This is a genomic window from Paucibacter sp. DJ2R-2, from assembly GCF_025717675.1.
In the GTDB taxonomy this organism is placed as follows: domain Bacteria; phylum Pseudomonadota; class Gammaproteobacteria; order Burkholderiales; family Burkholderiaceae_C; genus Paucibacter_A.
The window spans coordinates 140,271-162,308 of record NZ_JAJIRT010000013.1 but is presented as its reverse complement, the minus strand read 5'-3'; the positions used below and the strand labels follow the sequence as shown (position 1 = coordinate 162,308).

General features: G+C 63.7%; 22 protein-coding genes. 12 read left to right on the top strand and 10 right to left on the bottom strand.

The window, feature by feature from the left end:
• Positions 1–93 precede the first annotated feature (93 nt).
• Genes LNV28_RS22990 through LNV28_RS22975 form a run of 4 tightly spaced genes read left to right on the top strand, consistent with a single transcriptional unit; the run spans position 94 to position 1,895 of the window.
• A complete protein-coding gene (locus LNV28_RS22990; RefSeq protein WP_263519868.1) occupies positions 94–537 on the top strand; it encodes a hypothetical protein in 444 nt (147 codons plus the stop codon).
• 30 nt (positions 538–567) lie between these two features.
• The gene (locus LNV28_RS22985) at positions 568–1,074 is read left to right on the top strand and encodes a DUF6714 family protein (RefSeq protein ID WP_263519870.1); all 507 of its coding nucleotides are present in this window, start codon (positions 568–570) and stop codon (positions 1,072–1,074) included.
• A 16-nt stretch (positions 1,075–1,090) separates the two neighbouring features.
• Positions 1,091–1,444, top strand: coding sequence for a hypothetical protein (locus LNV28_RS22980; protein ID WP_263519871.1), 354 nt, complete (start codon positions 1,091–1,093; stop codon positions 1,442–1,444).
• A gap of 25 nt (positions 1,445–1,469) precedes the next feature.
• Entirely contained in the window at positions 1,470–1,895 is a 426-nt protein-coding gene (locus LNV28_RS22975) for a GNAT family N-acetyltransferase (protein ID WP_263569046.1), read from the top strand.
• 246 nt (positions 1,896–2,141) lie between these two features.
• Here the strand turns inward: LNV28_RS22975 and LNV28_RS22970 are convergent, their stop codons facing one another.
• Together LNV28_RS22970 and LNV28_RS22965 are read right to left on the bottom strand one after the other, a co-directional pair.
• Complete coding sequence (locus LNV28_RS22970) at positions 2,142–2,933, bottom strand: right-handed parallel beta-helix repeat-containing protein (RefSeq protein ID WP_263519874.1); 792 nt, start codon at positions 2,931–2,933, stop codon at positions 2,142–2,144.
• A gap of 64 nt (positions 2,934–2,997) precedes the next feature.
• The gene (locus tag LNV28_RS22965; protein WP_263519876.1) at positions 2,998–3,660 is read right to left on the bottom strand and encodes a PEP-CTERM sorting domain-containing protein; all 663 of its coding nucleotides are present in this window, start codon (positions 3,658–3,660) and stop codon (positions 2,998–3,000) included.
• 428 nt (positions 3,661–4,088) lie between these two features.
• Here LNV28_RS22965 and LNV28_RS22960 point away from each other — a divergent pair, with 428 nt between their 5' ends.
• From LNV28_RS22960 to LNV28_RS22940, 5 genes are all read left to right on the top strand, one after another.
• A complete protein-coding gene (locus LNV28_RS22960; protein WP_263519878.1) occupies positions 4,089–4,610 on the top strand; it encodes a DUF2867 domain-containing protein in 522 nt (173 codons plus the stop codon).
• A gap of 89 nt (positions 4,611–4,699) precedes the next feature.
• On the top strand, positions 4,700–5,134 hold the full coding sequence (locus LNV28_RS22955) for a cupin domain-containing protein (RefSeq protein WP_263519879.1): 435 nt from the start codon (positions 4,700–4,702) through the stop codon (positions 5,132–5,134).
• 136 nt (positions 5,135–5,270) lie between these two features.
• Positions 5,271–5,588, top strand: a complete 318-nt coding sequence (frp, locus tag LNV28_RS22950; protein WP_263519880.1) for a fluorescence recovery protein — start codon at positions 5,271–5,273, stop codon at positions 5,586–5,588.
• A gap of 181 nt (positions 5,589–5,769) precedes the next feature.
• The gene (locus LNV28_RS22945; RefSeq protein ID WP_263519881.1) at positions 5,770–6,306 is read left to right on the top strand and encodes a GNAT family N-acetyltransferase; all 537 of its coding nucleotides are present in this window, start codon (positions 5,770–5,772) and stop codon (positions 6,304–6,306) included.
• 141 nt (positions 6,307–6,447) lie between these two features.
• Entirely contained in the window at positions 6,448–7,098 is a 651-nt protein-coding gene (locus LNV28_RS22940) for a LysE family translocator (RefSeq protein WP_263569045.1), read from the top strand.
• Here LNV28_RS22940 and LNV28_RS22935 read toward each other — a convergent pair.
• Positions 7,095–7,766, bottom strand: a complete 672-nt coding sequence (locus tag LNV28_RS22935; RefSeq protein ID WP_263519883.1) for an EF-hand domain-containing protein — start codon at positions 7,764–7,766, stop codon at positions 7,095–7,097. The two genes, LNV28_RS22940 and LNV28_RS22935, sit on opposite strands and share 4 nt — an antisense overlap.
• 378 nt (positions 7,767–8,144) lie before the next feature.
• Here LNV28_RS22935 and LNV28_RS22930 point away from each other — a divergent pair, with 378 nt between their 5' ends.
• Positions 8,145–8,486 (top strand): YciI family protein, encoded by a 342-nt coding sequence (locus LNV28_RS22930; protein WP_263519885.1) that lies wholly within the window; start codon positions 8,145–8,147, stop codon positions 8,484–8,486.
• Between the two features lie 78 nt (positions 8,487–8,564).
• Here LNV28_RS22930 and LNV28_RS22925 read toward each other — a convergent pair whose 3' ends face one another.
• The 6 genes from LNV28_RS22925 to LNV28_RS22900 form a co-directional block, all read right to left on the bottom strand.
• Complete coding sequence (locus tag LNV28_RS22925; protein WP_263519887.1) at positions 8,565–9,914, bottom strand: sugar MFS transporter; 1,350 nt, start codon at positions 9,912–9,914, stop codon at positions 8,565–8,567.
• 182 nt (positions 9,915–10,096) lie between these two features.
• Entirely contained in the window at positions 10,097–12,691 is a 2,595-nt protein-coding gene (locus tag LNV28_RS22920) for a TonB-dependent receptor (protein WP_263519888.1), read from the bottom strand.
• Positions 12,692–13,180: 489 nt separating this feature from the next.
• Positions 13,181–14,512 carry a fumarylacetoacetase gene (fahA, locus tag LNV28_RS22915; protein WP_263519889.1) on the bottom strand — a complete coding sequence of 444 codons (1,332 nt, stop codon included), beginning with the start codon at positions 14,510–14,512 and terminating at the stop codon, positions 13,181–13,183.
• Positions 14,513–14,551: 39 nt separating this feature from the next.
• Positions 14,552–15,841 (bottom strand): homogentisate 1,2-dioxygenase, encoded by a 1,290-nt coding sequence (hmgA, locus tag LNV28_RS22910; RefSeq protein ID WP_263519890.1) that lies wholly within the window; start codon positions 15,839–15,841, stop codon positions 14,552–14,554.
• On the bottom strand, positions 15,838–17,742 hold the full coding sequence (locus tag LNV28_RS22905; protein ID WP_263519891.1) for an FAD-dependent monooxygenase: 1,905 nt from the start codon (positions 17,740–17,742) through the stop codon (positions 15,838–15,840). The genes hmgA and LNV28_RS22905 overlap by 4 nt, the downstream gene beginning before the upstream one ends.
• A gap of 22 nt (positions 17,743–17,764) precedes the next feature.
• Positions 17,765–18,751, bottom strand: a complete 987-nt coding sequence (locus LNV28_RS22900) for an MBL fold metallo-hydrolase (RefSeq protein WP_263519892.1) — start codon at positions 18,749–18,751, stop codon at positions 17,765–17,767.
• 821 nt (positions 18,752–19,572) lie between these two features.
• Here LNV28_RS22900 and LNV28_RS22895 point away from each other — a divergent pair.
• Positions 19,573–20,394, top strand: coding sequence for an IclR family transcriptional regulator (locus LNV28_RS22895; RefSeq protein WP_263519893.1), 822 nt, complete (start codon positions 19,573–19,575; stop codon positions 20,392–20,394).
• Between the two features lie 58 nt (positions 20,395–20,452).
• Complete coding sequence (locus LNV28_RS22890; RefSeq protein ID WP_263519894.1) at positions 20,453–21,268, top strand: EAL domain-containing protein; 816 nt, start codon at positions 20,453–20,455, stop codon at positions 21,266–21,268.
• A 26-nt stretch (positions 21,269–21,294) separates the two neighbouring features.
• Here the strand turns inward: LNV28_RS22890 and LNV28_RS22885 are convergent, their stop codons facing one another.
• Complete coding sequence (locus LNV28_RS22885; RefSeq protein ID WP_263519895.1) at positions 21,295–21,969, bottom strand: N-acyl amino acid synthase FeeM domain-containing protein; 675 nt, start codon at positions 21,967–21,969, stop codon at positions 21,295–21,297.
• Between the last annotated feature and the right edge of the window lie 69 nt (positions 21,970–22,038).

Sequence of the window (22,038 nt, the reverse complement as noted above, 5' to 3'; positions counted from 1 at the left end):
AACTCGCCTTCGCCGACATTCACACGCCCAGAGTAGTGCGGGTGGTTGGGGATATCGGGTTATTGGACAGCCTCGTTGGGCGCCAAAAACTACATGAACCTCAATCCGCAAATCACTGGGAACCTCGGCCTGTACTACTGCTGCTACAAACTCTCTCTGCTTGGCTGGAATGTCATGCCCACGGCCAGAAATGCGCGCGGCGTAGACATCATTGCCTACAGTAATGACGCCTCTCATTTCAAAGGTATTCAAGTCAAAGCACTCAGCAAGCGGAATCCAGTTCCTTTAGGGCAGTCCTTGGAAAAGTGCATGGGTGATTTCTGGGTTGTCATAAACAAAGTCGCCAGTGAGTCTCCACAGGCATTCGTTCTTACTCCAGCCGAAGTAAAGGCGCTCGCCAAGCGAGGCGAGAAAGACGGTAGGGTTTCTTACTGGCTTCAACCCACTAGTTATGAGCAGCCTCAGTTCAAGGAAGCATGGGAGCGCATTGGACATGGCGGCTTGGATGACCAACCCTTCAATCAAGTAGATGCCTAGTGCCGCCGCTTGTTTAAATCGTTGAACCGCATGAGCAGCACCGTCAAGATCATCGATAGCGCCTTTTCGAACGTGGCAAAGCCAGCGAACGCTCGATCAGTCACTCCCCACGAATGCCCCGAATGCGACGAACTCGCAATGGACCTGTTGCCGTACTCATTCCGTGGAATTCCCGGCGAACGCCTTGACGCCCATTTCGGCGATCTAGCCCTGTTGGGGCCGGAGGGGTTGCACTACTACTTGCCGGCATTCCTTGCCTACGCGCTGGAGAACCCGGACAGCTGCGCCTTGGAGTTCGCCGTGATTCACCTGACGCCACGCAAAGGGAGCCTTGATGCAAGGCCCGAGTATTTCAGCAATCGTTTCGGCCGATTCGACTCGGCACAGAGGGCTGCAATCGCAGCGTTCTTCGCCGAAGTTCGGCATCGTCAGCTATACGTAGCGCATGAGGGTGAACTTGATCGCGCGGCTGAATTGTGGCCGGATGCAGTTCAGCCCTTCGCTGCAGCGGACGGCTTCGCCGAACGCCGCGTTTGAACCTTAGTTGCTTCAAATGCACTGGTTCGAGCGCCTCGCAAAGGTGGTGTGGTCACAGCTGCTCCTGCTTGCATGGGTTATCGAAACGCTGATCGTTATTCAGTTGTTTCCGCCCTCGTACGTTCGGGATCTCGTCTTGCCAGTCTTTCCTTCCGCGCGATTCTTCGTGTTCTATGCCAGCTTCGGCTTCGCATACCTTGTCGTGCTACTCCTGCTGCTGGTGCTGCTGGCGTTCGCGTGGTCCTTTGCGCTGCGGGCAGTGCTTGCGCCGCAGCGCCAGCTGCTTATCGTGCAAGGCAAGCTGCCCGCTGAAGCAGCAATGCGTCGCATCGGAGAGTTCGTTGTCAAAACACTCCACCATCGAACATAACTATCTACTCAAGCGTTCTTGCGCAATGAATATTCGAACTGCTCAAGTCAAGGATGCAGAGGATCTCGCCAAGCTCTTTGAGCAGCTGGGCTACGCTTGCTTGCCTTCAGAGTTGATTGAGCGCCTGGAGAGCAGAGTCGACGGCCACAACGAGATCTTTGTTGCCGAAGTCGGCGAAGGTGTCGTTGGAGTCATTGTCTTCAACACACTGCTCCCCATTCACGAGCCTGGCAAATGGGGCGTAGTTTCGGCACTCGTGGTCAATGAGTCTGTTCGCGGCCAAGGTGTCGGTGCGGCACTGCTTGCACATATTGAGTTGCACGCGCGGCGGCTGGGCTGTACTCAGATGGAGCTGTCCAGCAATGAGTCCAGGAAAGAGGCCCATGCCTTCTATGAGAAGAACGGCTTCTCTGAGAAGAGAAAGCGCTTTGTGCGCTTGCTATCGGCCTAGGGTCTGTACTGAGACTTGCCTCCGGTTCAACAGCGTCGATTTGATTTCTTCATCATGACCTTCGGGCGATGTGAATCGATCTGCCCAGCGACACCACCTGATGCAAGCCCTGGTGGGGGCCCTAATGCGCGAATGGATGCCGCCGAACATTTGCGTCTGATCAGGAAGTGATGAGGCGCACCGAAACTCGCGTCTATGAGGGCAGGAGCCTGGGTCAGATCAAGTCATGGAAGACGTCTCCACTGTTCACTGACATGAGCCTGTGCCGCAGACATTGCCACCCGTCTGCACGTTTCCGGAAGATACTTGTGGCGAAGCATTGCCGCCGTTGTTCAGACTGAACAGATTGTTGGCATAGCCGTTGCTCGAGCCAGCAAGACCGAATCCGCCATTGCCTGAGACGACATTGCCCAGAACGTTGCTGGTGCTGGCATTGATCGCGTTGCCCTGATTGAACTGCAGCACATTGCCCTGCAGCAAGGCACCGGTGGCAGCGACGCCGAATCGATTCAGGAGCACGGTGCTGTGCTTAAGAACTCCGCCCTTGCCCATGGACACAGCATATCCACCGTTGTTGGCCAAGGTCATGTTTTCTACACGGCAAGATCCCATGCAGGCGATGCCTTGGTTGCCCATGCCGCGCACAGTTCCATTGACCACCGTGACGGCGGCATTGGCCTGGACGTAAACACCACTACCGGCGCCTGGCGCGTTGCACATCACATCGCCTTGTGCATTGAAATCGCAGACTGGGGAGCCGACGACGGTGAAGCCGTTGAAGTCGATAGTCACTGATAGATTGACACCCACGGCCCCGACTTCGATGGCGTTGACAGGCGAGAAGAGACCGACGTTGAGGTTGCTGGCCAAACGGTAGCTGCCCGACTGACTGATTCGGTAGGGGAATCCACCGGCCGCGTTGACACGGGCGGCATCGATCAGCACCACACCGTCAACGGCATGCGCCGCGATCGGGCTTGCCGCGAGAACGGCTAAGGCCATGTGGGCCAGGGCGCGGATGAGGCTGCAGTTCTTCATGGTGTAGGACTCCGGTGATGGAAGAGGCGGGGAAAGCAAGAGAACGATGGCGCGGGTGCGTACATCAAGCCGCTGCAGCGCGCAAGGCAATGGTCTTTTGCCTGCGCGTGGCCGCTGTGCAGCCGAGAAGGGCTAGTGCCCCGAGAAGCGCCGTGCCCGGCTCTGGCACGGTCAAGTCACCCTGGATCTCGTACTGAATGAGCCGGTCTTGAGGGTCGAAGTACCGCCCCGTCAAGGCGAAGGTCCGCACGGAGAACTGAGTGAAATCGGGCAACCCTGCGAGCAATGCGTCGCTGTTGAAGGCGGTACCCGAAGCGTCGTCCAGCACGATTGCCATCGTGTAGTAAGCCTCCAGCCCATCGGCCACACCCTCCGACGCGAACACCGTGTATTGGTCTGGTCCGCCCCCCACACCATCGACGATGGAAATGTTGACCGTACTCATGGCGTGCAGTTCGCTCAGCCCCAGCTTTGGCGCAAAGCTGTACGTAAGGCCACTGAGCGTGTAAGAGCCCAGGCTGGATGATGCCGCTGCGTCAACCGCGCTCGTGTCGAAGTGGAGTCCGGCGCCAAAGGCCGAGCCAACCGACACCGCCCCTTGCCATGGGTTGTATGGGTCGAACGATGCTTGTGTGACCACCCCAGAGTAATGCAGGGTGATGGGGTCCGCCACTGCAAAGCCACCTGGCGTGGCCAGCACGGCCAAAACACCAACGACGACAGCCATTCTTTCCAGTCTTGGGAGGATCATTTCAGCCCTTTCTTTGGTGAGCGATCGTGATGGGTAGCCCTCGAGTGCGCGAGCTCGCGCAGCCAAACCACGACGGGTGCGTCGAACGCCAAGCTCCCGCTGCTCAGATCGATCGATCGAGCGAGCGCGCGAGAACGAGTGGGCACAATCCTCTTTGTGCCGGCGCTTGCGGTCTGTGCGCTAGGCAACGGAGCGCTGGCTGACTCCGAACTGGCCGTCCGATCCTCTCAGCGCTGAAGCGATCGAAGCTGATGTTGAGTCACACTAACGACCATGCTTGGCGAGCTGCCCGTGAGATTCAAGTCCGACCTGCGCGTCCGCGGTCAGCTGAGACGCTTGGCTCTGGATTTCGATTTGCCGCACAGCATCGTCAGGCAGAAAGATCAGCGCACTCCGGAGAACTTATGGCCGTCGTGGAATGTGAAGTCCCCTCCTCCAGCATCCTGGAACGCCGCGTGATCGACGCTGCCTACTTTCGCGACGCCTACCGCGTTCCCTTGCGCCAAGAGCAGGCCGGCATGGCCGCGATCTTTTTCGCCATCTTTGGGCAGCTTCCAAGATGGCTGAAGTATTCCCTGATCGTCAGGAACCGCATCGCCACCTTCTGTGGTCTCGAGGCGCCCACGCAGTCGGAGATCATGAATCCAGAGGTCAAGAGCAGCTACGTCGTGGGCGAGAAGATCGGCGTGTGGCCCATCTTTGCGCTCACGCCCAAGGAACTCGTCGCTGGACGCAACAACAAGCACCTGGACTTCAGGCTGTCGGTGCTGAAGGAAGTCAGGGGCGAACACAGCAGCGTCGTCGTCTCGACGATTTGCACCGTGCACAACCGCTTCGGCAAGGTCTACCTGTTCTTCATCGTTCCGTTTCATCGCTGGGGCATGCAACAACTGCTGTCGAGAGCGCTCATCGGAGGACGGCTGTGAGCGGCTTGGCCGAGGGCAGACTGCCCCTGTGAAGACCGCCACTTGGCGCTACGATTCCAACCTTCCTTCTTCCGAGAGGAACTCCGCAAATGAAAGACGACGCGCCCATACAGGTCGGACAACTCAGCATTCGCTACCTCGTTGACGGGTCGTCAACCGGAAAACCGGGCCTGTTCGAGCTGGGCGTACCGCCCGGTGCTCGTGTGCCGCCGCCCCACAGCCACGACAACAACGATGAGTACATCTATGTGCTCGAAGGCGTCCTGCGCTATCGGGTGGGTGATGAAGTTCGAGAGCTGCATCCAGGCCAGGCGATGGTCAGCCCCCGAGGCAAGGTTCATGCCTTCTCGAATCCTGGGACTGTGTACACGAAGGCACTCGTCACGCAGTACCCAGATCTCGGTCCGCAGTACTTCCGGGACATCGCGCAGATCTTGGGGGTCTCAGGCCCACCCAATCCAGCCCTGATCGCTCAAGTCATGGCTCGGTACGGGCTCGTCCCAGAGCTACCCAGCGGAGCCTAACCCAGAAGGCGAGCGGGTAAAGAAACATGCGAGCCCTAAGCCGGCGCGACATTGCAATGCATGATCAGCTACGCCCGCCGAACCCGTCTGTTGAGCCCAGCTTGTCTTGAATCCTGGACTTCATCAGGAGACCGTCATGACCGATGAGTGGAGCAGCTCGGAGAAGAAGATTGCTCGCCGCGTCTTTGATGCGGCGCTGCATCAAGAACTTACTGAAGTCCTGCAAACCTTCAAAGCCATGGCAGAGCGCGCGAGCGATCCGGAAGGCATGTGGTCTACGGAAGAATTCTTGTCCAAATCGAGGTGGGCCATAGACAGCAAGTACGACTACAGGTATTCGCAGCTGGACCTTGTCTTTGGCCGGCTGCTGCGCGAGGGGCGAATCTCTGAACAGGACCTGTCGGGTCTTTCGGAAAGCAAGATGAGTGTCATCTTGAGAATCGCTGCATTTTGAGGGCTCTGACGCCAGCAGTTACGGCGGCAAAGCCCCTGGCGCGCCGGTACTGCGCCCGCAGTAGCAGCCGAACGGTCTCGCTGCCTTCCTGATTGGCCCGAAGGGCCGCAATATCGAGGCGGTTTGCCACGGCCCAGCACCTAGACAGGCGCGCCCGCCTCCACTTGGAACCTGCCCCGCAATGACCCTCCACGCCAGCCCCAGCACGCAAATCCGGCCCTATGTCGCAGCGGACCAAGAGGCCTGCCTGGCGATCTTTCGCAGCAACCTGCCTCGCTACTTCGACCCCTCGGAACTGCCCGAGTTCGAAGCCTTCCTCGATAAACCCAGTGGAGAGTATTTCGTCGTGGCGCTCGGAGCGCCCCTGGTGGCCTGTGGCGGCTGCTATGTTCGCGAAGGCGTCGGCCGACTCAGCTGGGGCATGGTGGCGCGTGAGCATCACGGCAGCGCCCTTGGAACTCAGCTGCTGGTTTGGCGCATGGATCGGCTGTTCCTGCGGCCCGAGATCGACGAGATCGCCATCGACACCAGCCAGCACACGGCGGGCTTCTTTGCTCGCCACGGGTTCCGCACGAGCCAGCATGTCATCGACGGTTTTGGTGCCGGGATCGACCAGGTGTCCATGTCGCTGCAACGCAGCGCGTACGAGGCGGCGCGCGCCCGCACCTCGCCTGCACAGCCCTCACCCACGGCGAGCCTGGGCGGCTGTGGCGACTGATCGTTGATGTTCAGTCCACCAGCCATCCAGCGCGTAGCCCTCGGGGCACAATGATGCACGCCTCAGCGGGACTGCCAGAATCCACCTGTTTTCAGGCTGCCCTCGCGTCTTCGCGCCCAAGCGGCGCACTCAGTCATAGCCTTGCGCTTCTCCATCCACATGCTCGCCACCCTGCTTCCTATCGCGCTCTTGCACTGGGCCGTCCTCTTGGTTCCCGGTTTCAACTTCATCCTGATTGGGCAGCTGGCGGCCGGCGATACCCGGTCCAAGGCACTCGCTGCCGTGGCCGGCATGACCAGCGCCACGCTGGCTTGGGCGCTTCTTGCCGTCATGGGGGTCGGCGTCATCTTTGCGGCGCACCCGGCACTGCGCCAAGTGGCGCAGCTGGCAGGCGGCCTCTACCTGCTGCAACTGGCCTACAAGCTCTGGGGTTCGCGCCACCAGCCGCGCAGTGAGGGCGAGCGGCTTCTCTCACACGCCGGCGCATTCCGCGCCGGCTTCATGACCAGCATCCTCAACCCAAAGATCGCCCTCTTCTACGGCAGCGTCTTCGCCACGGCCATGCCGGCTCAGCCCTCGCTGATGCTGTCCGCCTCCGCCGTCTTGCTGGTGTTCGCCAACTCGGTGGTCTGGCATGGCTCGCTGGCGCTTGTTCTGTCCCAGCCCATGGTTCAGCGCGCCTACCTTCGCAATTTCCGGCGCCTGAATCAGCTCTCGTCCCTCGTGGTCGGCGCCTTCGGCCTGCGGCTGCTGATCAGCACCGCACTGGAGTTCCGCTCACGGGCCGGTTAGCCCACGCTGCCCGCCACTTCTTGATAGCGCTGCAGCGCCAGTTCGCTCGCGGCACGCACGGAAGCGGCCGCCGCCGCGGTCTTCTGCTGGGCTCCCGCCTCATTGACGCCTTGCTTCGGATGCTGGGCTGCATAGGCTTGGCGCTCGGGCTCGGTGACCTTGCCGTCGCGGTTGGCATCCTCGTTCTCAAAGCTGGTCGATGAGGAACTGCTGGAGGTGCCGCCCGATGCGCTTGCAGCGGCGGGCTTTGCACCGCCTGCCCCTCCATGTGCGCCGGGCGGCGGACCTGACGCACGGCCCCCAGCCTGGCTGCGGCCTGGGCCGGCGGCCCCGTCCGTGACATCATCGCCATCGCCGCCTGCTGGTCGAGCACCCGCAGGGCCTTGCGACAAGGCTTGCTTGAACTCGCTTTGACTGAGCTGGCCATTGCCGTCCACATCGGCTTGGCTGAGAGACTGCGCGATGTCTTGCTGCAGCCGGGCAGAGGCGGCGGCATCGGCCTTGCGTGCGCCTTCTGGCGAGATCTTCACCAAATAGGCGGCGGCATCGGAGGCCGTCACGGAGCCCTTGCCCTCGGCGTCGATCTGTTTGAAGACGTCCTCAGCCTTGGGCGGGCGCGGTGGCGCCGCGGCACGGGTGCTGGCCATGGGGGAGCTGACAATGGACATGGAGCTTGCGATCATGACGGTGAGCCTCGCTGCTTGAATGAACCGGGTGGTGGCCGACAAGCCCCCTACTTACTTGCTTGCTTGCTTGCTTGCTTGCTTGCTTGCTTGCTTGCTTGCTTGCTTGCTTGCTTGCTTGCTTGCTTGACTGCTTGACTGCATCAGAAGCGTCGGCGCCTTGATGAAGTTTGTCGGCGCCACCAGGCTCGAACTTGGCCTTCTTTACCTTGCGCCCTGTGTAAAGAATTGATCCAAGCCACGCCTTGCCATCGCCGGCCCATCCTTGCCTTGTCTTGCTCTGTGTTTGGCAAACTTCGGGGGCCACCAGTGACGGCCCGGTCCGCCGTGGCCCCATCCATTCAGCACGGAGCCTCGCCCACCATGTCCAAGTACCTGATCTCCTTCCCCAGCGCCGCGATGGTCGTGCCGGAGGGCGAGTTGCCGGCGGTCAGCCGCGACGCCCATGCGGTGATCGCCGCGGCCAAGGCGGCCGGGGTCTATGTGTTCGGCGGCGGCATCGACGAAGCGGTGGCGCCGCTGCTGGTGATGGCCGATGGGTCCGTCAGCGAAGGCGGCTACCCCTGGGCGCCGGCGCTGAATGGCGGCTTCACCGTGCTGGAACTGGCCTCGCGCGGGGAAGCCATCGCCTGGGCCGCTCGCTTGGCTCGGGCCTGCCGCTGTGGCCAGGAGCTGCGCGTGTTCATGTTCGACGCGGAGTCCTGAACAGACGGGCCATCACTCAGGACGGCAGGAAGGCTGTCAGGCGCTCAGGCCACCACGGCGCCCTGCCGCCTGCTTCGCTCAAGCCTGCTTCAAGCTCCCCTGCCCCGCGCCCCAGTGGCGCAGCTTGTGGCCCACCGTGGCGTAGAACAAGATGATCAGGTAGCAGGGCAGCATGACCCAGTAGGCGCTTTGCGGGCCGCCGGCATCAGCCAAGCGACCGTAAACCATGGGCAGCAAGGCGCCACCGGCGATGCCCATGATGAGCAGAGCCGAACCGCTGGCGGTGTGGCGGCCGAGGTCTTGCAGGGCCAAGGGCCAGACAGCCGGCCAGACCAGGGCATTGGCCAAGCCGAGGGCGGCCAGGCAGAACACGGTGTTGGGCACGGCCGGCACACCGGCCCAGCCGAGCAGAAGCTGCGAGATGCCGCTGTCCTGGCTGGAGCTCAGGGCCACGGCGGCAGACAGCAGCACGCCCAGCACGGCCGAGGCCTGCAGCGCGGTCTTCTGCGAAAGCAGGCGCGGGATCAAGAGCACACCGGCCAGATAGCCAAGCACCATGCCGCCCATGGTGTAGCTGGTGAGCACGGCGTAGTTCGCCACGCCCAGCTGCTGGCCGTAAAGGCCAATGGTGTCGCCGGCGATCACCTCCACGCCCACATAGACGAACAGGCTCAGCGCGCCCAGCACCACCTGGGGAAAGCGGAAGACCTCGCCGATGCGCACGGGAGCGTTGTCGCCCGCATCATCCAGGTCGGGCTCGGCCAGCGAGGAGAAGTGGATGACGGCGGTGAAGACCAGCAGCACGCCGGCCATGACCAGATAAGGCGTGATCAGGCGCGAAGCCAACTCGGCACGAGCCAGAGCGCGCGCGGCAGGCTCCAGCGCAGCCAGGTCGACGGCGGCCTTCTGGTCAAAGCCGGACAAGATCAAGGCCGAGAACACCAATGGCACGACGATGCCGGCGCCCTTGTTGAACAAGCCCATGATGCTGATGCGCATGGCCGCGCTTTCACGCGCACCGATGCAGACGATGTAGGGGTTGATGGCCGTCTGCATCAGCGTCATGCCTGAGGCCAGGGTGAACAGGGCCAGCAGGAAAAGGCCGTAATGCCCGACCTTGGCGGCCGGAATGAAGAGCAAGGCCCCCAAGGCCATGACCGCCAGGCTCAGCGTCATGCCGCGCTTGTAGCCGCTGCGCGCCAAGATGGCGGCCGAGGGCAGCGCCATCACCGTATAGGCGATGTAGAAGGCAAAGGTGACCCAGAGCGCCTGGAAGTTATTGAGCTCACACACCACCTTGAGAAAGGGGATCAAGGAGCCATTCAGCCAGGTGACGAAGCCGAGGATGAAGAACATCAGGCCGATGAAGATCATGGCCAGGACCACGCCTCCTTTCGAGCCGGAACGGAGTTCGGAAGCTTTGTTCATGAGAGAGCGTACCCACAAGGAGCAAGAAATGACCGGCCGTCCATCTGGCGAACAGCATCGAAACACACAACAGGCCGCCCTGCATGAAAGGCGGCCTGTCGGACCGCAACAGCGGGCCGAGTCGCCGGCCGCTGAATGATCAGCGGCCGGGCGCTTGGCATGCGCTGCGGCGGTCTGGGGCGTCAGAACTTGGCGCGCAGGCCGATGGTGTAACGCGGGCCGTTCTCGTACACGCCGACCGGGATGCCATCGGTGGTGTTGATGCGATTGACCGCGTTGTTCAGGTTCACGGCTGAGCCGTACACCGTGATCTTGTCGGTCAAATCGTAGCCGAGGGTGGCGTCCAGCTGGCCATAGGCGCTGGTCTGGTCCTGGCCGCCCATGTCCAGGCCACCGAAGTAGGCGGAGCGGTAGTTGTAGGACAGACGGGCGTTCAGGCCGTTCTTTTCATAGAACACGCTGGCGTTGAACTGATGCTTGGAATTGCCCACCACACCCAGGCGTGGCTGACCGGCCACTGCACCGGCTTTGGCGTCGGAGTAGGTGTAGTTCACCACGGTGCCAAAGCCCGTCTTGCCGAAAGGCTGCTGCCATTGCACTTCGACACCGTTGATCGTGGCGCCGTTGTCGGCATTGTTCGGGCGGGTCACCGAGCGCACCACACCGCCGATGGTCTCGGGCAAAGTGGTGTCATAGACGAAGGTGTCGAGGCGCTTGGTGAACAAGGTGGCCGACAACATCGAGGCTTCGGCGAAGTACCACTCGGCGCCAATTTCAGCCTGGTTGGCGTGGTAGGGCTTCAGATTGGGATTGCCGGCCGAAGCGGAGCTGGTCGTGCCGCTCAGCTCGGTGCTGGCGCTCAGATTGCTGAAGGTGTTGCGTGCCATCACACGCGACAGCGCACCGCGGATCAACCATTCTTTGTTCAGCTCGTACACCGCGTTGAGGTTGGGCAGGACATCGGTGTAGCTGCGGGTGGTGCTGACCACCGACCAGCCGGCTGCGTCATTGCCCTGGTTGGCCTCCGAAGTCTGCCGGGTCTTGACCAGGCGCACGCCGAAGTCTCCGCGCCACTGGTTGGCAGCGAAATCCGCCTTCACATACGTTGCGGTGATCTTTTCCTTGATCTTGTAGTACTCACCCTTGGCCTCGCCGCCCTTCATGCCCTTGTCGAACATGGCGAAGCCCTTGCTGACAGCCAGGCCATCATCCACCCAGGCGTACTGGGTCAGGGAGCCCGAGGTGGCGGCGGCCTGGCTGAGCAGGGGCGAGGCGCCAGTGGACAGATCGGCGAGGGTCAGGACTTGCCAGCCGGTGCCGCCGGGGCCGTTGGTCAGGATGGTGCGGTGGTTCTGCACCGTGTTGTCACGCAATTTCAGGCCGACCTTGATGTCGGTGATGAAGGAGCCGTTGAGATCGAAGGTCAGGTCACCTTGCGCATAATTCTCGGTGCTCTCCATCTTGCGGATCCAGTCGCGCGTGCCCATCAGCGTCAGTGCCTTGGGGTCGAGCGGGCTCATGCCGATGTACTTGACGTTGTACTGGTCCTTGGCCAAGTCGATTTGCGTCTGGCCCTTGCCTTCGAACCAGAAGTTGCGATCGTGCTTGCTGCCGCCGGAGCCAGAGGTCGTGCCGACCTGGCCATGGGCGTGCCAGTTGTCGGCGTTGTACGTGCCTTCCAGGTCCAGGACCTTGGACTTGATGTAGGCCTCGCGATAAATGGGCTCAAAGGACACGCCGCCGTCCAGCGTGCCGCCAACCAGTGCCTTGGTGCCGTCGCTGGTGGTGATGAACTTCGGGTCGGTCACGGCGATCTTGCCGGCCTTGGCCACACCCCCTGCCTGCCACAGGTAGTTCTGGTTGTTGTTGTTCATGCTCATGTCTGAATTCATGTAATTCAGAACGATGTCCGTGGCCTGGTTGGGGCGGAACTGCAGAGCCAGATTGCCGGTGGTGCGTTCGCGGTCTTGGCGGAAGATGGCCGAGCCACCACCCCAGGAGGCGTACGCCGGGGTCGACACGCCCTTTTGGTCGACGATGTCGTACTTGGTCGCGTCGGTGAAGTTCTCCAGGCCATCACGACGCATGGTGCGCTTTTGCTGGCTGATGGCCAGCAGCACGCCAAAGGTCTTGTCCTCGCTCTTCCAGTTGACGAGGCCGGCCAATTGCGGGTCCGTGGCCTTGGGCAGTTTGCTGTACGTGGCTTCGACGGAGCCCACGGCGCTGAGCTGGTTCTTGAAGTCCAGCGGCTTGCGTGTCTTGACGTTCACCAGGCCGCCAATGCTGCCTTCGTCCAGGTCGGCGGAGGGGCTCTTGAACACGTCGAGGCTGCCGACGATTTCAGACGGCAGGATGTCGTAGTTGAAGCCGCGGCTCTGCGAGTCGTTCTTCCACCAGTAGGCCGAGGCCACCGCCTGGCCGTTCAACTGGGTCATGTTGAGGTTCTTGTCGGTGCCGCGCACGAAGATGTCACGGCCTTCACCCCAGCTCCGGTCCACGGAGATGCCAGGCACGCGCTGCAGCGAATCGGCCACGTTCTTGTCGGGGAACTTGCCCACGTCTTCGGCCGAGATCGAATCGACGATGCTGGAGTTCTCGCGCTTCTCGACCAGGTTCTTGTTCAGGGTGGCGCGAATGCCGCGGACCTCGACCTTGTCGAGTTCATTGGTCTTGGCCGGCTCGTCGGCCGCATGGGCTGCGTGCAGGGCCAGCGAGCCGATGACGGCGCTGATCAGTTGGGGCAGAACTTTTTTCTGGAACGACAGGGGCTGGTTCATGGAACAGGTCTCCGAGAGTTTTTTGCGTCTTGCTTGATGAGGGGTCCGCTGCCACAGCGCAGGCAGCAAGCCGGGCAGGCCCATGCTTCGACCTCGGCAATTTAGCGGCAGGCAGCGGCGCCAGATCAGCACGTTGCGTTTTGCAGGACTTCATTGCATCGGTCTTACAAAGCAGGGGCTGATGCAAGACGGAAGCGCGGGGATACCCGCGGATTGAAGGGCGGGAAGCGGCACAGAACCGTCGTTCGCTGAGATTTGAATACGAACGCAGAGTGCGCTGAGGTTCGCAGAGGTCGCAGAGAGAGAAGAAGAGCGAGGATTGTGTTCTCAGCGTCCTCTGCGGTCCTCCGCGAACTCTGCGTGCTGAAACTTCTCCGCGAACGACGGCTCCGTGCCAAAACCGGCAAGCCAAACGCTGAACTTCCCCACCTGCAATAAAAAGAGGGCGGCGCCTCGCGACACCGCCCTCCCGGATTGAGCTTCAAAGGCTCAGAGCTGCGGCGCAGGCACGATGGTGGCGCTGCAGTCGCCGAAGCCGATGCGACGGGCACCGCCGGCCAGGCTGCTGGTTTCGGCAGAGCCGCGTAGGCTGATGCTGTCGCCGTCTTGCAAGAAGGTGCGTGTCTCGCCATTGGGCAAGGTCAGGGCTTGCTTGCCGCCCAGCGAGAGCTCCAGCAGCGAGCCGCCTTCGGCCGCATCGGGGCCAGACTGGGTGCCCGTGCCCATCAAGTCGCCCGGCTGCAGATTGCAGCCATTGCTGGCGTGGTGGGTCAGCATCTGGGCCAAGGTCCAGTAGGCGTGCTTGAAGTTGGAGCGCATCAGGCGCGTGGCCGGCTGGCCGGCGGCACGCATCTTCTCGGTTTGGATCCAAACTTCGAGTTCGATCGCATAGCCGCCTTCGCTGCGGTTGCGCGGCGAATCGATGTAGGCCAAGGGCTGGGGATCTTCGGCCGGGTGAGAGAACGGCACGCGGAAAGGTTCCAGCGCCTCCATGGTGACGATCCAAGGCGAGATGGTGGTGGCGAAGTTCTTGGCCAGGAAGGGGCCAAGCGGCTGGTACTCCCAAGCCTGCACATCGCGGGCCGACCAGTCATTGAGCAGGGTCACACCGAACAGATGCTCATCGGCCTGCTCCATCGGAATCGGGGTGCCCAGCTCATTGCCGCTGGCCACAAAGACGCCCAGCTCCAACTCATAATCCAGGCGCTTGCAAGCGGCCAACACCGGCACTTCGGCGTCGGGGCTTTTCAGCTGGCCCAGCGGGCGGCGCACCGTGCCGCCGCTGACGCCGATGGACGAGCTGCGGCCGTGGTAGCCGATGGGCACCCACTTGTAATTGGGCAGCAGCGGGTTGTCCGGGCGGAACAGCTTGCCGACCGTGGTGGCGTGGTGGATGCCGGTGTAGAAGTCGGTGTAGTCGCCGATGCGGCAGGGCACGGCCATCTGCGCCTCGGCCTGGGCCAGCAGGCAGGCGCGCAAAGCGGCCTCTTGCTTGGAGCCGGCCAGCAACGCATCGAACAAGGCATGGCGCAGTTCCAGGCGCGCCGCCGAGGGCTGGCCCATGAAGGCGTTCAGATTGCCATCGGCCAGGGGCTGCAGCAGCACCTGCACGCTGCTGCTCCATTTGCCAGCAGCGGCGGCCAGGCGCAGATCGAGGATCTGCTCACCGATGGCCACCCCGACACGAGCGCTCTCATTACTGCCGGCGCGACGGAACAAGCCGTAGGGCAGGTTCTGGATGGGAAAGTCGGTGTCGGCCGCGTTGGCGCTGTTCACCCAGGACTGGGCGCTGGGGCTGTGGGTGTGGTCGATCAAGCTCATGGGATTCTCAAACTATCGGTCAATATTGCTGAAGTCGATTCAGGCGCTGAAGCGGTCTTGCAAGCCGCTCCAGCACTGGGCATAACGGGTTTCCAGCGCGCCACCGTTCATGGCGAACTCGGTGGGCAGCAAGCGCCAGCGTGTCTCGAACATGAAGGCCAGGGTGTGGTCCAGCTTGTGCGGCGCCAGGTCCACGCTGCTGGCCTTGGCGAAGGCTTCGGTGTCCGGGCCGTGCGGCACGTAGGCATTGTGCAGGCTGGAGCCACCGGGCTTGAAGCCCTCGGGCTTGGCGTCGTACTGGCCCAGGACCAGGCCCATTAACTCGCTCATCACATTGCGGTGGTACCAGGGCGGGCGGAAAGTGTCTTCGGCCACCATCCAGCGCGGCGGGAAGATCACGAAGTCCACATTGGCCCAGCCGGCGGTGTCGCTGGGCGAGGTCAGCACGGTGAAGATGCTCGGGTCCGGGTGGTCGAAGCTGATCGAGCCGATGGTCATGAAATGCGCCGTGTCGTACTTGTAGGGCGTCAGATTGCCATGCCAGGCCACCACATTGAAGGGCGTGTGCCCCTGCTCGGCGCGCCAGAGCTTGCCGCCAAACTTCTTGATGATTTCGTAGGCGCCGGCCTCGGTTTCGAAATGCGCCACCGGAGCCAGGAAGTCGCGTGGATTGGCCAGGCCGTTGGAGCCGATGGGACCCAACTCCGGCAGGCGGAAGGGTGCGCCGTAGTTCTCGCAGATGTAGCCGCGCGAGGGGCCATCCACCGCCACCTTGAAGGCCAGGCCACGCGGAATCAGCGCAATCTCGCCCGGCTTCACGTCCAGGCGGCCGAGCTCGGTGGTGATGCGCAGGGCGCCCTGCTGCGGCACGATCAGCAGCTCGCCGTCGGCGTTGACGAAGGCGCTGCGCTCCATCGAGGCATTGGCCAGGTAAATGTGCGCGGCCATGCCCAGTTGCGCATCGGGGTCGCCGTTGACGACCAGGGTGCGCAGGCCGGCAACGAAATCGCTGCGAGCCTCGGGGATGGCGGTCGGCGCCCAGCGCAGCGGGTCCGGCGGAGCGGCCTGGCCCTCAGCCGCGCCGGTCTTGAGGAAGGCATGGCTCAGGGGCTGATAACTACCCACCACGACGGAGGGCTGGCGGCGGTACATCCAGGTGCGCAGGTTCTCGGCACGCGGCGCGGTGAAGGCCGCGCCCGAAAGCAGCTCGGCATAGAGGCCATGGGCCACCTGCTGCGGGCTGTTCCGGCCCACCGGCAGGCTGCCGGCCACGGCCTCGGTGACATGCTGGTTGCCGAAACCGGCTTGGTAATTCAGGGCTTCACTCATGGTGCAGATTCGTTGGAAGTCAAAGTCGATGTTTCAGGTTCGCGGGCCAGGTCGATCGCCTCGCGCAGCAGCGCGCTGTCACCGATATGGTTGGCCAGAATCAGGCTCAGTTTGGCCAAAAAGCGCTGGGCCTGGCCCTCGTCCAGATCGCTCTGGGCGGCGATCAGGTGTTCGTAAAAACCGTCGGGGTCTTGCAGATTGGGTTCGCGTTTCAGAGCGGCGCTCGCGGGGGCAACGGCGGGAGCAGTCGAGGCTACCGGGCTGCGCGCCAGCGCACGGTCCAGGGCCTGAGCCACAGCCGCCGCGTCGAAGGCGCGCCAGCGTGCCGCCACCACCTGGTCGGGGCGGATCAGGTAGACGCTGCCGGGTCGGGCATCCAGTCGAGCGGCCAGCAGGCCCTCGGCATCGATCAAGTCTTCGCCCACCACGAGCGCATGACACTCAGCCGGCAGCTCTGACGCGGCCACCGCGCCGAAGCTCAAGAGCACAAAGCCTGCCCCCGAACGGTGCAGTTCGCGCAGCAGCCAGCTGGCTTGGCCGGCGCAGTGCACCGGCGCATCGGGCACGGGCTCACCGGGGGCCGGCCCGGCTTCGAACGCCCCCGGCGCATCGGCCGTGTTCAGCGGCGAATCGCGGTAGGCCGTGGGCATGGACAGGCGGCCGCTGTTGACGAGCGGACGGGCCAAGGGCTCGCGCCGGGCCAGCTCCAGCACGGCATTGCGCAGCTGCAGCGAAGTGGCCGTCTTGGGGGTGATGAAATCGGTCGAGCGGGTGGACTGGCGCAGGTTGTCGTCGGCGGCGGCGGCGCGCTCGAAGTGGTAGCTGTCCAGCAAGGCCTCGGGCGCGCGGCCTTGCAACACGGCGGCCAGCTTCCAGGCCATGTTGTCGGCATCTTGCACGCCGCTGTTGGCACCGCGTGCGCCGAAGGGCGAGACCTGGTGCGCGGCATCGCCGGCGAAGAGCACGCGGCCATGGCGGAAGCGGTCAATGCGGCGGCAAGCGAATTGGTAGACCGAGACCCATTCCAGTTCGAACGGCAGCTCTGGGCCCAGCATGGCACGTACCAGGCGCTGCACGTTCTCGGGCTGACGTGCCTGCTCGGGGTCGGCCTGCCAGCCGAGCTGGAAATCGATGCGCCAGATGTTGCGGCTCTGGCGGTGCAGCAGCACCGATTGGCCGGGGTGGAATGGTGGGTCGAACCAGAAGCGCCGCTCGGTCGGGAAGCCCAGGGCCTCGGGGATGTGCACATCGGCGATCAGGAAACGGTCCTGGAAGGCCTTGCCGCTGAACTCCGAGCCCACCATGCGGCGGACATCGCTGCTGGCGCCGTCACAGGACAAGAGCCAATCGGCGAGCAGCTCGAACTCCCCCTCAGGCGATTCGATGCGCAGGCGCAGCGGGCCGCCCTCCTCGCCAACGTCGTCGGCCAGTGCCAGCAGCTTGTGCTTCCAGCGCAGATCGATCAGCGGCTCGGCCATGCAGGCGACCACCAGTCGCTCTTCCAGGTGGTACTGCTGCAGATTGATCATGGCCGGCTGCTCATGGCCGGCCTGAGGCAGCAAGTCGAACTCGTAGGCCAGACCCTCGCCATGGAAGACCCGGCCCAGGCGCCAGCTCACGCCTTGATTCACCAGATCCTGCGCCAGGCCCAGACGCGACCAGATCTCCAGCGTGCGCTTGGCATAGCAGACCGCACGCGAGCCGATGCTGACGCTGTTGTTGTCGTCCAGCAGCACGACGGCCAGCCCGCGCGCTGCACAGTCCAGGGCCAAGCTCAGCCCCACCGGCCCGGCGCCGACGATCACCACCGGGCGGCGTACCGCCTCGCCGGTGGCGCGCCAATGCAACTGGTCGGCGCTGGTGGGCGCCTCGTACTGCGGGTAGACGTAACGGTGATTCATGGCGGCAGGCTCAGCACATCCATCAAACGTTTTCGAGTGCCTTCCACATGGCGACATCGCGCTCGGCCGTCCAGATGCGCGGGTCCGCGTGGCCGCTGGCCTCGTCGTAAGCCCGGGTCACATCGAAGGGCATGCAATGCGCAAAGATCACCCAATGGCCATAGCGCTCAGCCAAGCGGGCATAGGTCTCGCGGTAGACCGCGTTGAGATCCAGGCCCGCGGCGGCGCCGGCCTTGACGTTCTCGTAGAGCTCGCTGACAAAGGCGCGCGTGCCGTTCAGGCCGGCCTGCACTTGCTCGGGCGTTTGCAGCGCCGCGCCGCGGCCCGGCACCAGCTTGGCCGGGTTGAGCGCAGCCAGGCGGTCGAGGGTGGCGGGCCAATCCTGGAAGTAGGCGTCGCCGGCGTAGGGCGTGGCGTCGAACTCGACCAGATCGCCCGAGAACAGCACCCGGTCCTGCGGCAGCCAGACCACCGTGTCGCCCTTGGTGTGGCCACGGCCGAGCTGCAGGATCTGCACTTCCAGCTTGCCCAGCCAGAGCGTCATCTTGCCGGTGAAGGTCAGGGTCGGCCAGGTCAGGCCCGGCGGCACCGATTCCACGGCATTGAAGAGGCGCGGAAAGCGGCCGATCTCGCTGGCCTTGTCCTGCTCGCCGCGCTCGACGATGAGGTCGTAGGTGTCCTGGCTGGCAATGACCTGCTCGCAGCCCTCGGCCCGGTAGGCGCTGGCGCCGAGCACCCGAACTGCGTGGTAGTGGCTGAGCAGCACGTACTTGATGGGCTTGTCCGTCACCTCGCGGATGCGGCGGATCACGTCCTGCGCCATCACCGGTGTGGCCTGGGTGTCGATCACCATGACCGCGTCGTCGCCGATCACGATGCCGGTGTTCGGGTCGCCCTCGGCCGTGTAGGCGTAGGCATGGGGCGACAGCTGGTCAAAACTGACCTTCTTGACCTCCAGATCGGCTTGCGAAGCGAAAGTCTTGGGGCTCGTCGGGGTCGGGTTGCTCATGGCAAAGCTCTCGGTGAGGGGCAATCGCGGGCGCCGGAACAGCACAAAGCGGCAGGGCCCGATTTAACCAAAGTCAAATGAGTTTGTCTATATTTAACAAATTCGTCCAACACGAATACCGCGAAATGGTCGGCTGGAATCGGCACGGAGCTGAAGTTCGATGGCCTGGTTTCTTCGCTGCGGTGGCTCGGCCCGCCGCCGTGCTCATGGTGCCCGGGTCGGCTCTTCGAGCCGACTCCCCTCGGTGCTCACTGCGCGGCTCAGCGGCGCCAAACTCCCTCCGTTCGCTGCGCTCACTGCGGTCAAACAGTGGCGCCGAGTCAGTGCTTGAAGCGCGCGAGTACGCTCGCCCGAGCCGCTCCGCTGCGCTCTCGGCCGCGCACAAATCGCCCGTCGGCGGGCCGAGCCACCTTCGAATGTGGCGTGTTCCACCGTCGAAGGGCACATCGATCGCGATGCAAGCGCCCTGCAGTTCGGGCCGCCGCTGGGCGATTTGTGAAGGGCTGAGCAGCGCAGCGGCTCGGGGCGCGCGCGTACCCGCGCGCTTCAAGCTCTGACTTGGCGCGTCTGTCTGAACGAAACGAACGCAGTGAGTGAAGAGAGTTATGCGCCAGCCCCGAGGCGCGAGCAGCGCAAGGCAGTCGGCCCGGCAGGGCCGACCCCGGAACCATGAGCCCGGCGGCGGCCCGGACTGCAGGGCCTCACGAGGGAGAACAAGAAGGCTGCTTTGCGCCGATTGCAGCCTCCGGCTGAGCCAGTGCCGTCGCAAGGTCATTTGAATCGAGGCTCGCTCACCTGCGCTTCGGTTCTAATCTGCAGCCATGGCCCAACCTCCAGACACTGCTGACGCAAGCAACGCCGCCGAGGCCAGCCCCGAGCGCAGCCCGCGCGGGATCCAGAGCATCGAGGTCGGTGGCCAGTTGCTGACCGCCCTGGCCCACCACGGCCGCCCACTGGCACTGAAAGACCTGGCCCGCGAGGCCGAGATGGCGCCGGCCAAAGCCCACCCCTATCTGGTCAGCTTCATCAAGCTGGGTTTGGTTGAGCAGGAGGCGGTCAGCGGCCGCTACGGCCTGGGGCCACTGGCCCTGCAACTGGGCCTGATCAGCCTGCAGCAATACGACCCGGTGCGACTGGCCACGCCGCGCATCGAGGAGCTGGCCCAGACCCTGGGCCTGACCGTGGCCATCGCCGTCTGGGGCAACCGCGGCCCGACCATCGTGCGCGTGGCCGAGGCGCCCAGCCCGGTGCACATCAGCATGCGACATGGCACGGTGATGAGCTTGCGCGGCACGGCCTCGGGCCGGCTGTTCGCGGCCCATCTGCCCGCTAGCACAGTGCAGGCCGCCCTCAACTCTGAACCCGACCGCCTGAACGACCCGGACTGGGAAACCCTGCGCGAGACGCTGGCCCAAATTCGCACGGTCGGCTTGGCCAGCGCCGAGGACGGCGTGGTCGCCGGCGTCAGTGCCCTGGCCGCGCCGGTCTTTGACGACCAGGGCCGCATGGTGCTGAGCCTGACCGCCATCGGCCCCAGTCGCGGCTTCAGCCTGGCGGCCAGCGGGCTGCCCGCACGCAGCCTCAGGCGCGCGGCCGAGGAAGTCTCCAGCCAACTGGGCTGGCGGCCGCATCCCCAACCCTGACGCCAAGCCAGCTGGCCTCCGCGCGAACACCCCAACGCTTGTTTTCCATGAGGCAGGAATGAACCCAGCGCAGCACATCCCGATTTCTGCAACGCACTTTGGCGAACTGGACGAGTCCGGCTGCCCGGGCTGCCAAGGCGAAGAGCGCCTCGGATTCGAGTTCAGCTACGCCTTCCAGCCCATCGTCGACCTGCGCGACGGCAGCATCTACGCCCATGAAGCCTTGGTTCGCGGCCCCCAGGGCGAATCAGCGGCAAGCGTGCTGGCCTTGATCAACGACGACAACCGCTACCGATTCGACCAAGCCTGCCGCGTCAAGGCCATCAAGGACGCGGTGAGCCTGGGCCTGGCCGCCCTGCCTGGCACGCGGCTGTCGATCAACTTCCTGCCCAATGCGGTCTACCGACCGGAGGCCTGCATACGCACCACCCTGGCAGCGGCGAGCCACCATGGGCTGCCGCTGGAGCGCATCATTTTCGAAACCACCGAAGGCGAGCGCGTCGGCGACGGCCGCTGGTACGCCGAGGTGATGACCGAATACCGGCGCATCGGCTTTCTCAATGCAATCGATGACTTTGGCGCCGGCTATGCGGGCCTGGCCTTGCTGGCCGACTTCCAGCCCGACCTGATCAAGCTGGACATGGGCTTGCTGCGCGACATCGACAGCCATGGCCCGCGCCAGCTGATCATCAAGGCCGTGCTGGGCCTGTGCCGCGAAATGGGGATCCGGGTTATTGCCGAAGGCGTGGAGACCCGCGCCGAACGCGACTGGCTGTGGAGCCAAGGCGCGCATCTGATGCAAGGCTATCTGTTCGCACGGCCGGCCTTCCAGGGCCTGGTGGCGGCCGAGCAGATCGAGGCCCTCAAGAGCTGAAACGCTGTTGGCGGGCGGAGCGCCCCTCAGTTCCGCAGCTTGAGCAGCAGCGCCGCTTCCTCGTCGGGGCCATAAAAGTACGGAAAGAGCGTGCGGCTTGCGGCGCCCAACTCGGCAGCCCGGCCACCCCAGTTGGCGATCCGCTCACGCCCATGAACGAGGTTCAGCACCATCAGCACGGCCGGCGCCTGCACGCGTGGGTTCAGCTGCACCTCGGAGCGCTGCTCGAAGCCCAGCATGCGCTTGTAGAAGGGCACATGACGCGGGTTGACCTCGATCACCAGCAGCTCGCAGCCGGCCAGCCGGTGCGCATGGAGAAAAGCCAGGTGGAAGAGCCGGGCCAGCAAGGACTTGTTGTCGCTGACATCGTGATCCAGCGCCAGGCGGCCAAATTCGCACAGGCTCAGGCCGCTGGCGCGCAAGGCCGCCAGCTCTCCCGGAAACAAGGCATCGGCCGCCAAGCCCTGGGCCCCATCGAAGCGCACGGCAATGGTGGCCACGGTCGCCTGCCCCAGAAAGGCCGAGCAGATGGTCACCGAACCCTCGCTGTGCGTGCTGAGCTCCTGGCAGAGGTAGCCGCGCTCGGCATAGCGCCTGGCGAGCAGGCTGTAGGCGTCCATGCGGCTCTCGCTTTGAGCGGTGCGAAAGGCCAGCCCCGAGGGTAGATCCTGGGCTTCAAAGCATGGTGCGACGGGTTTCATGTACTGCTCTCGGGTTGGCGTCCAGGCTCGAATCTGAGCGAAGTCGGAGGCCAGTCTAGGGACAGAACA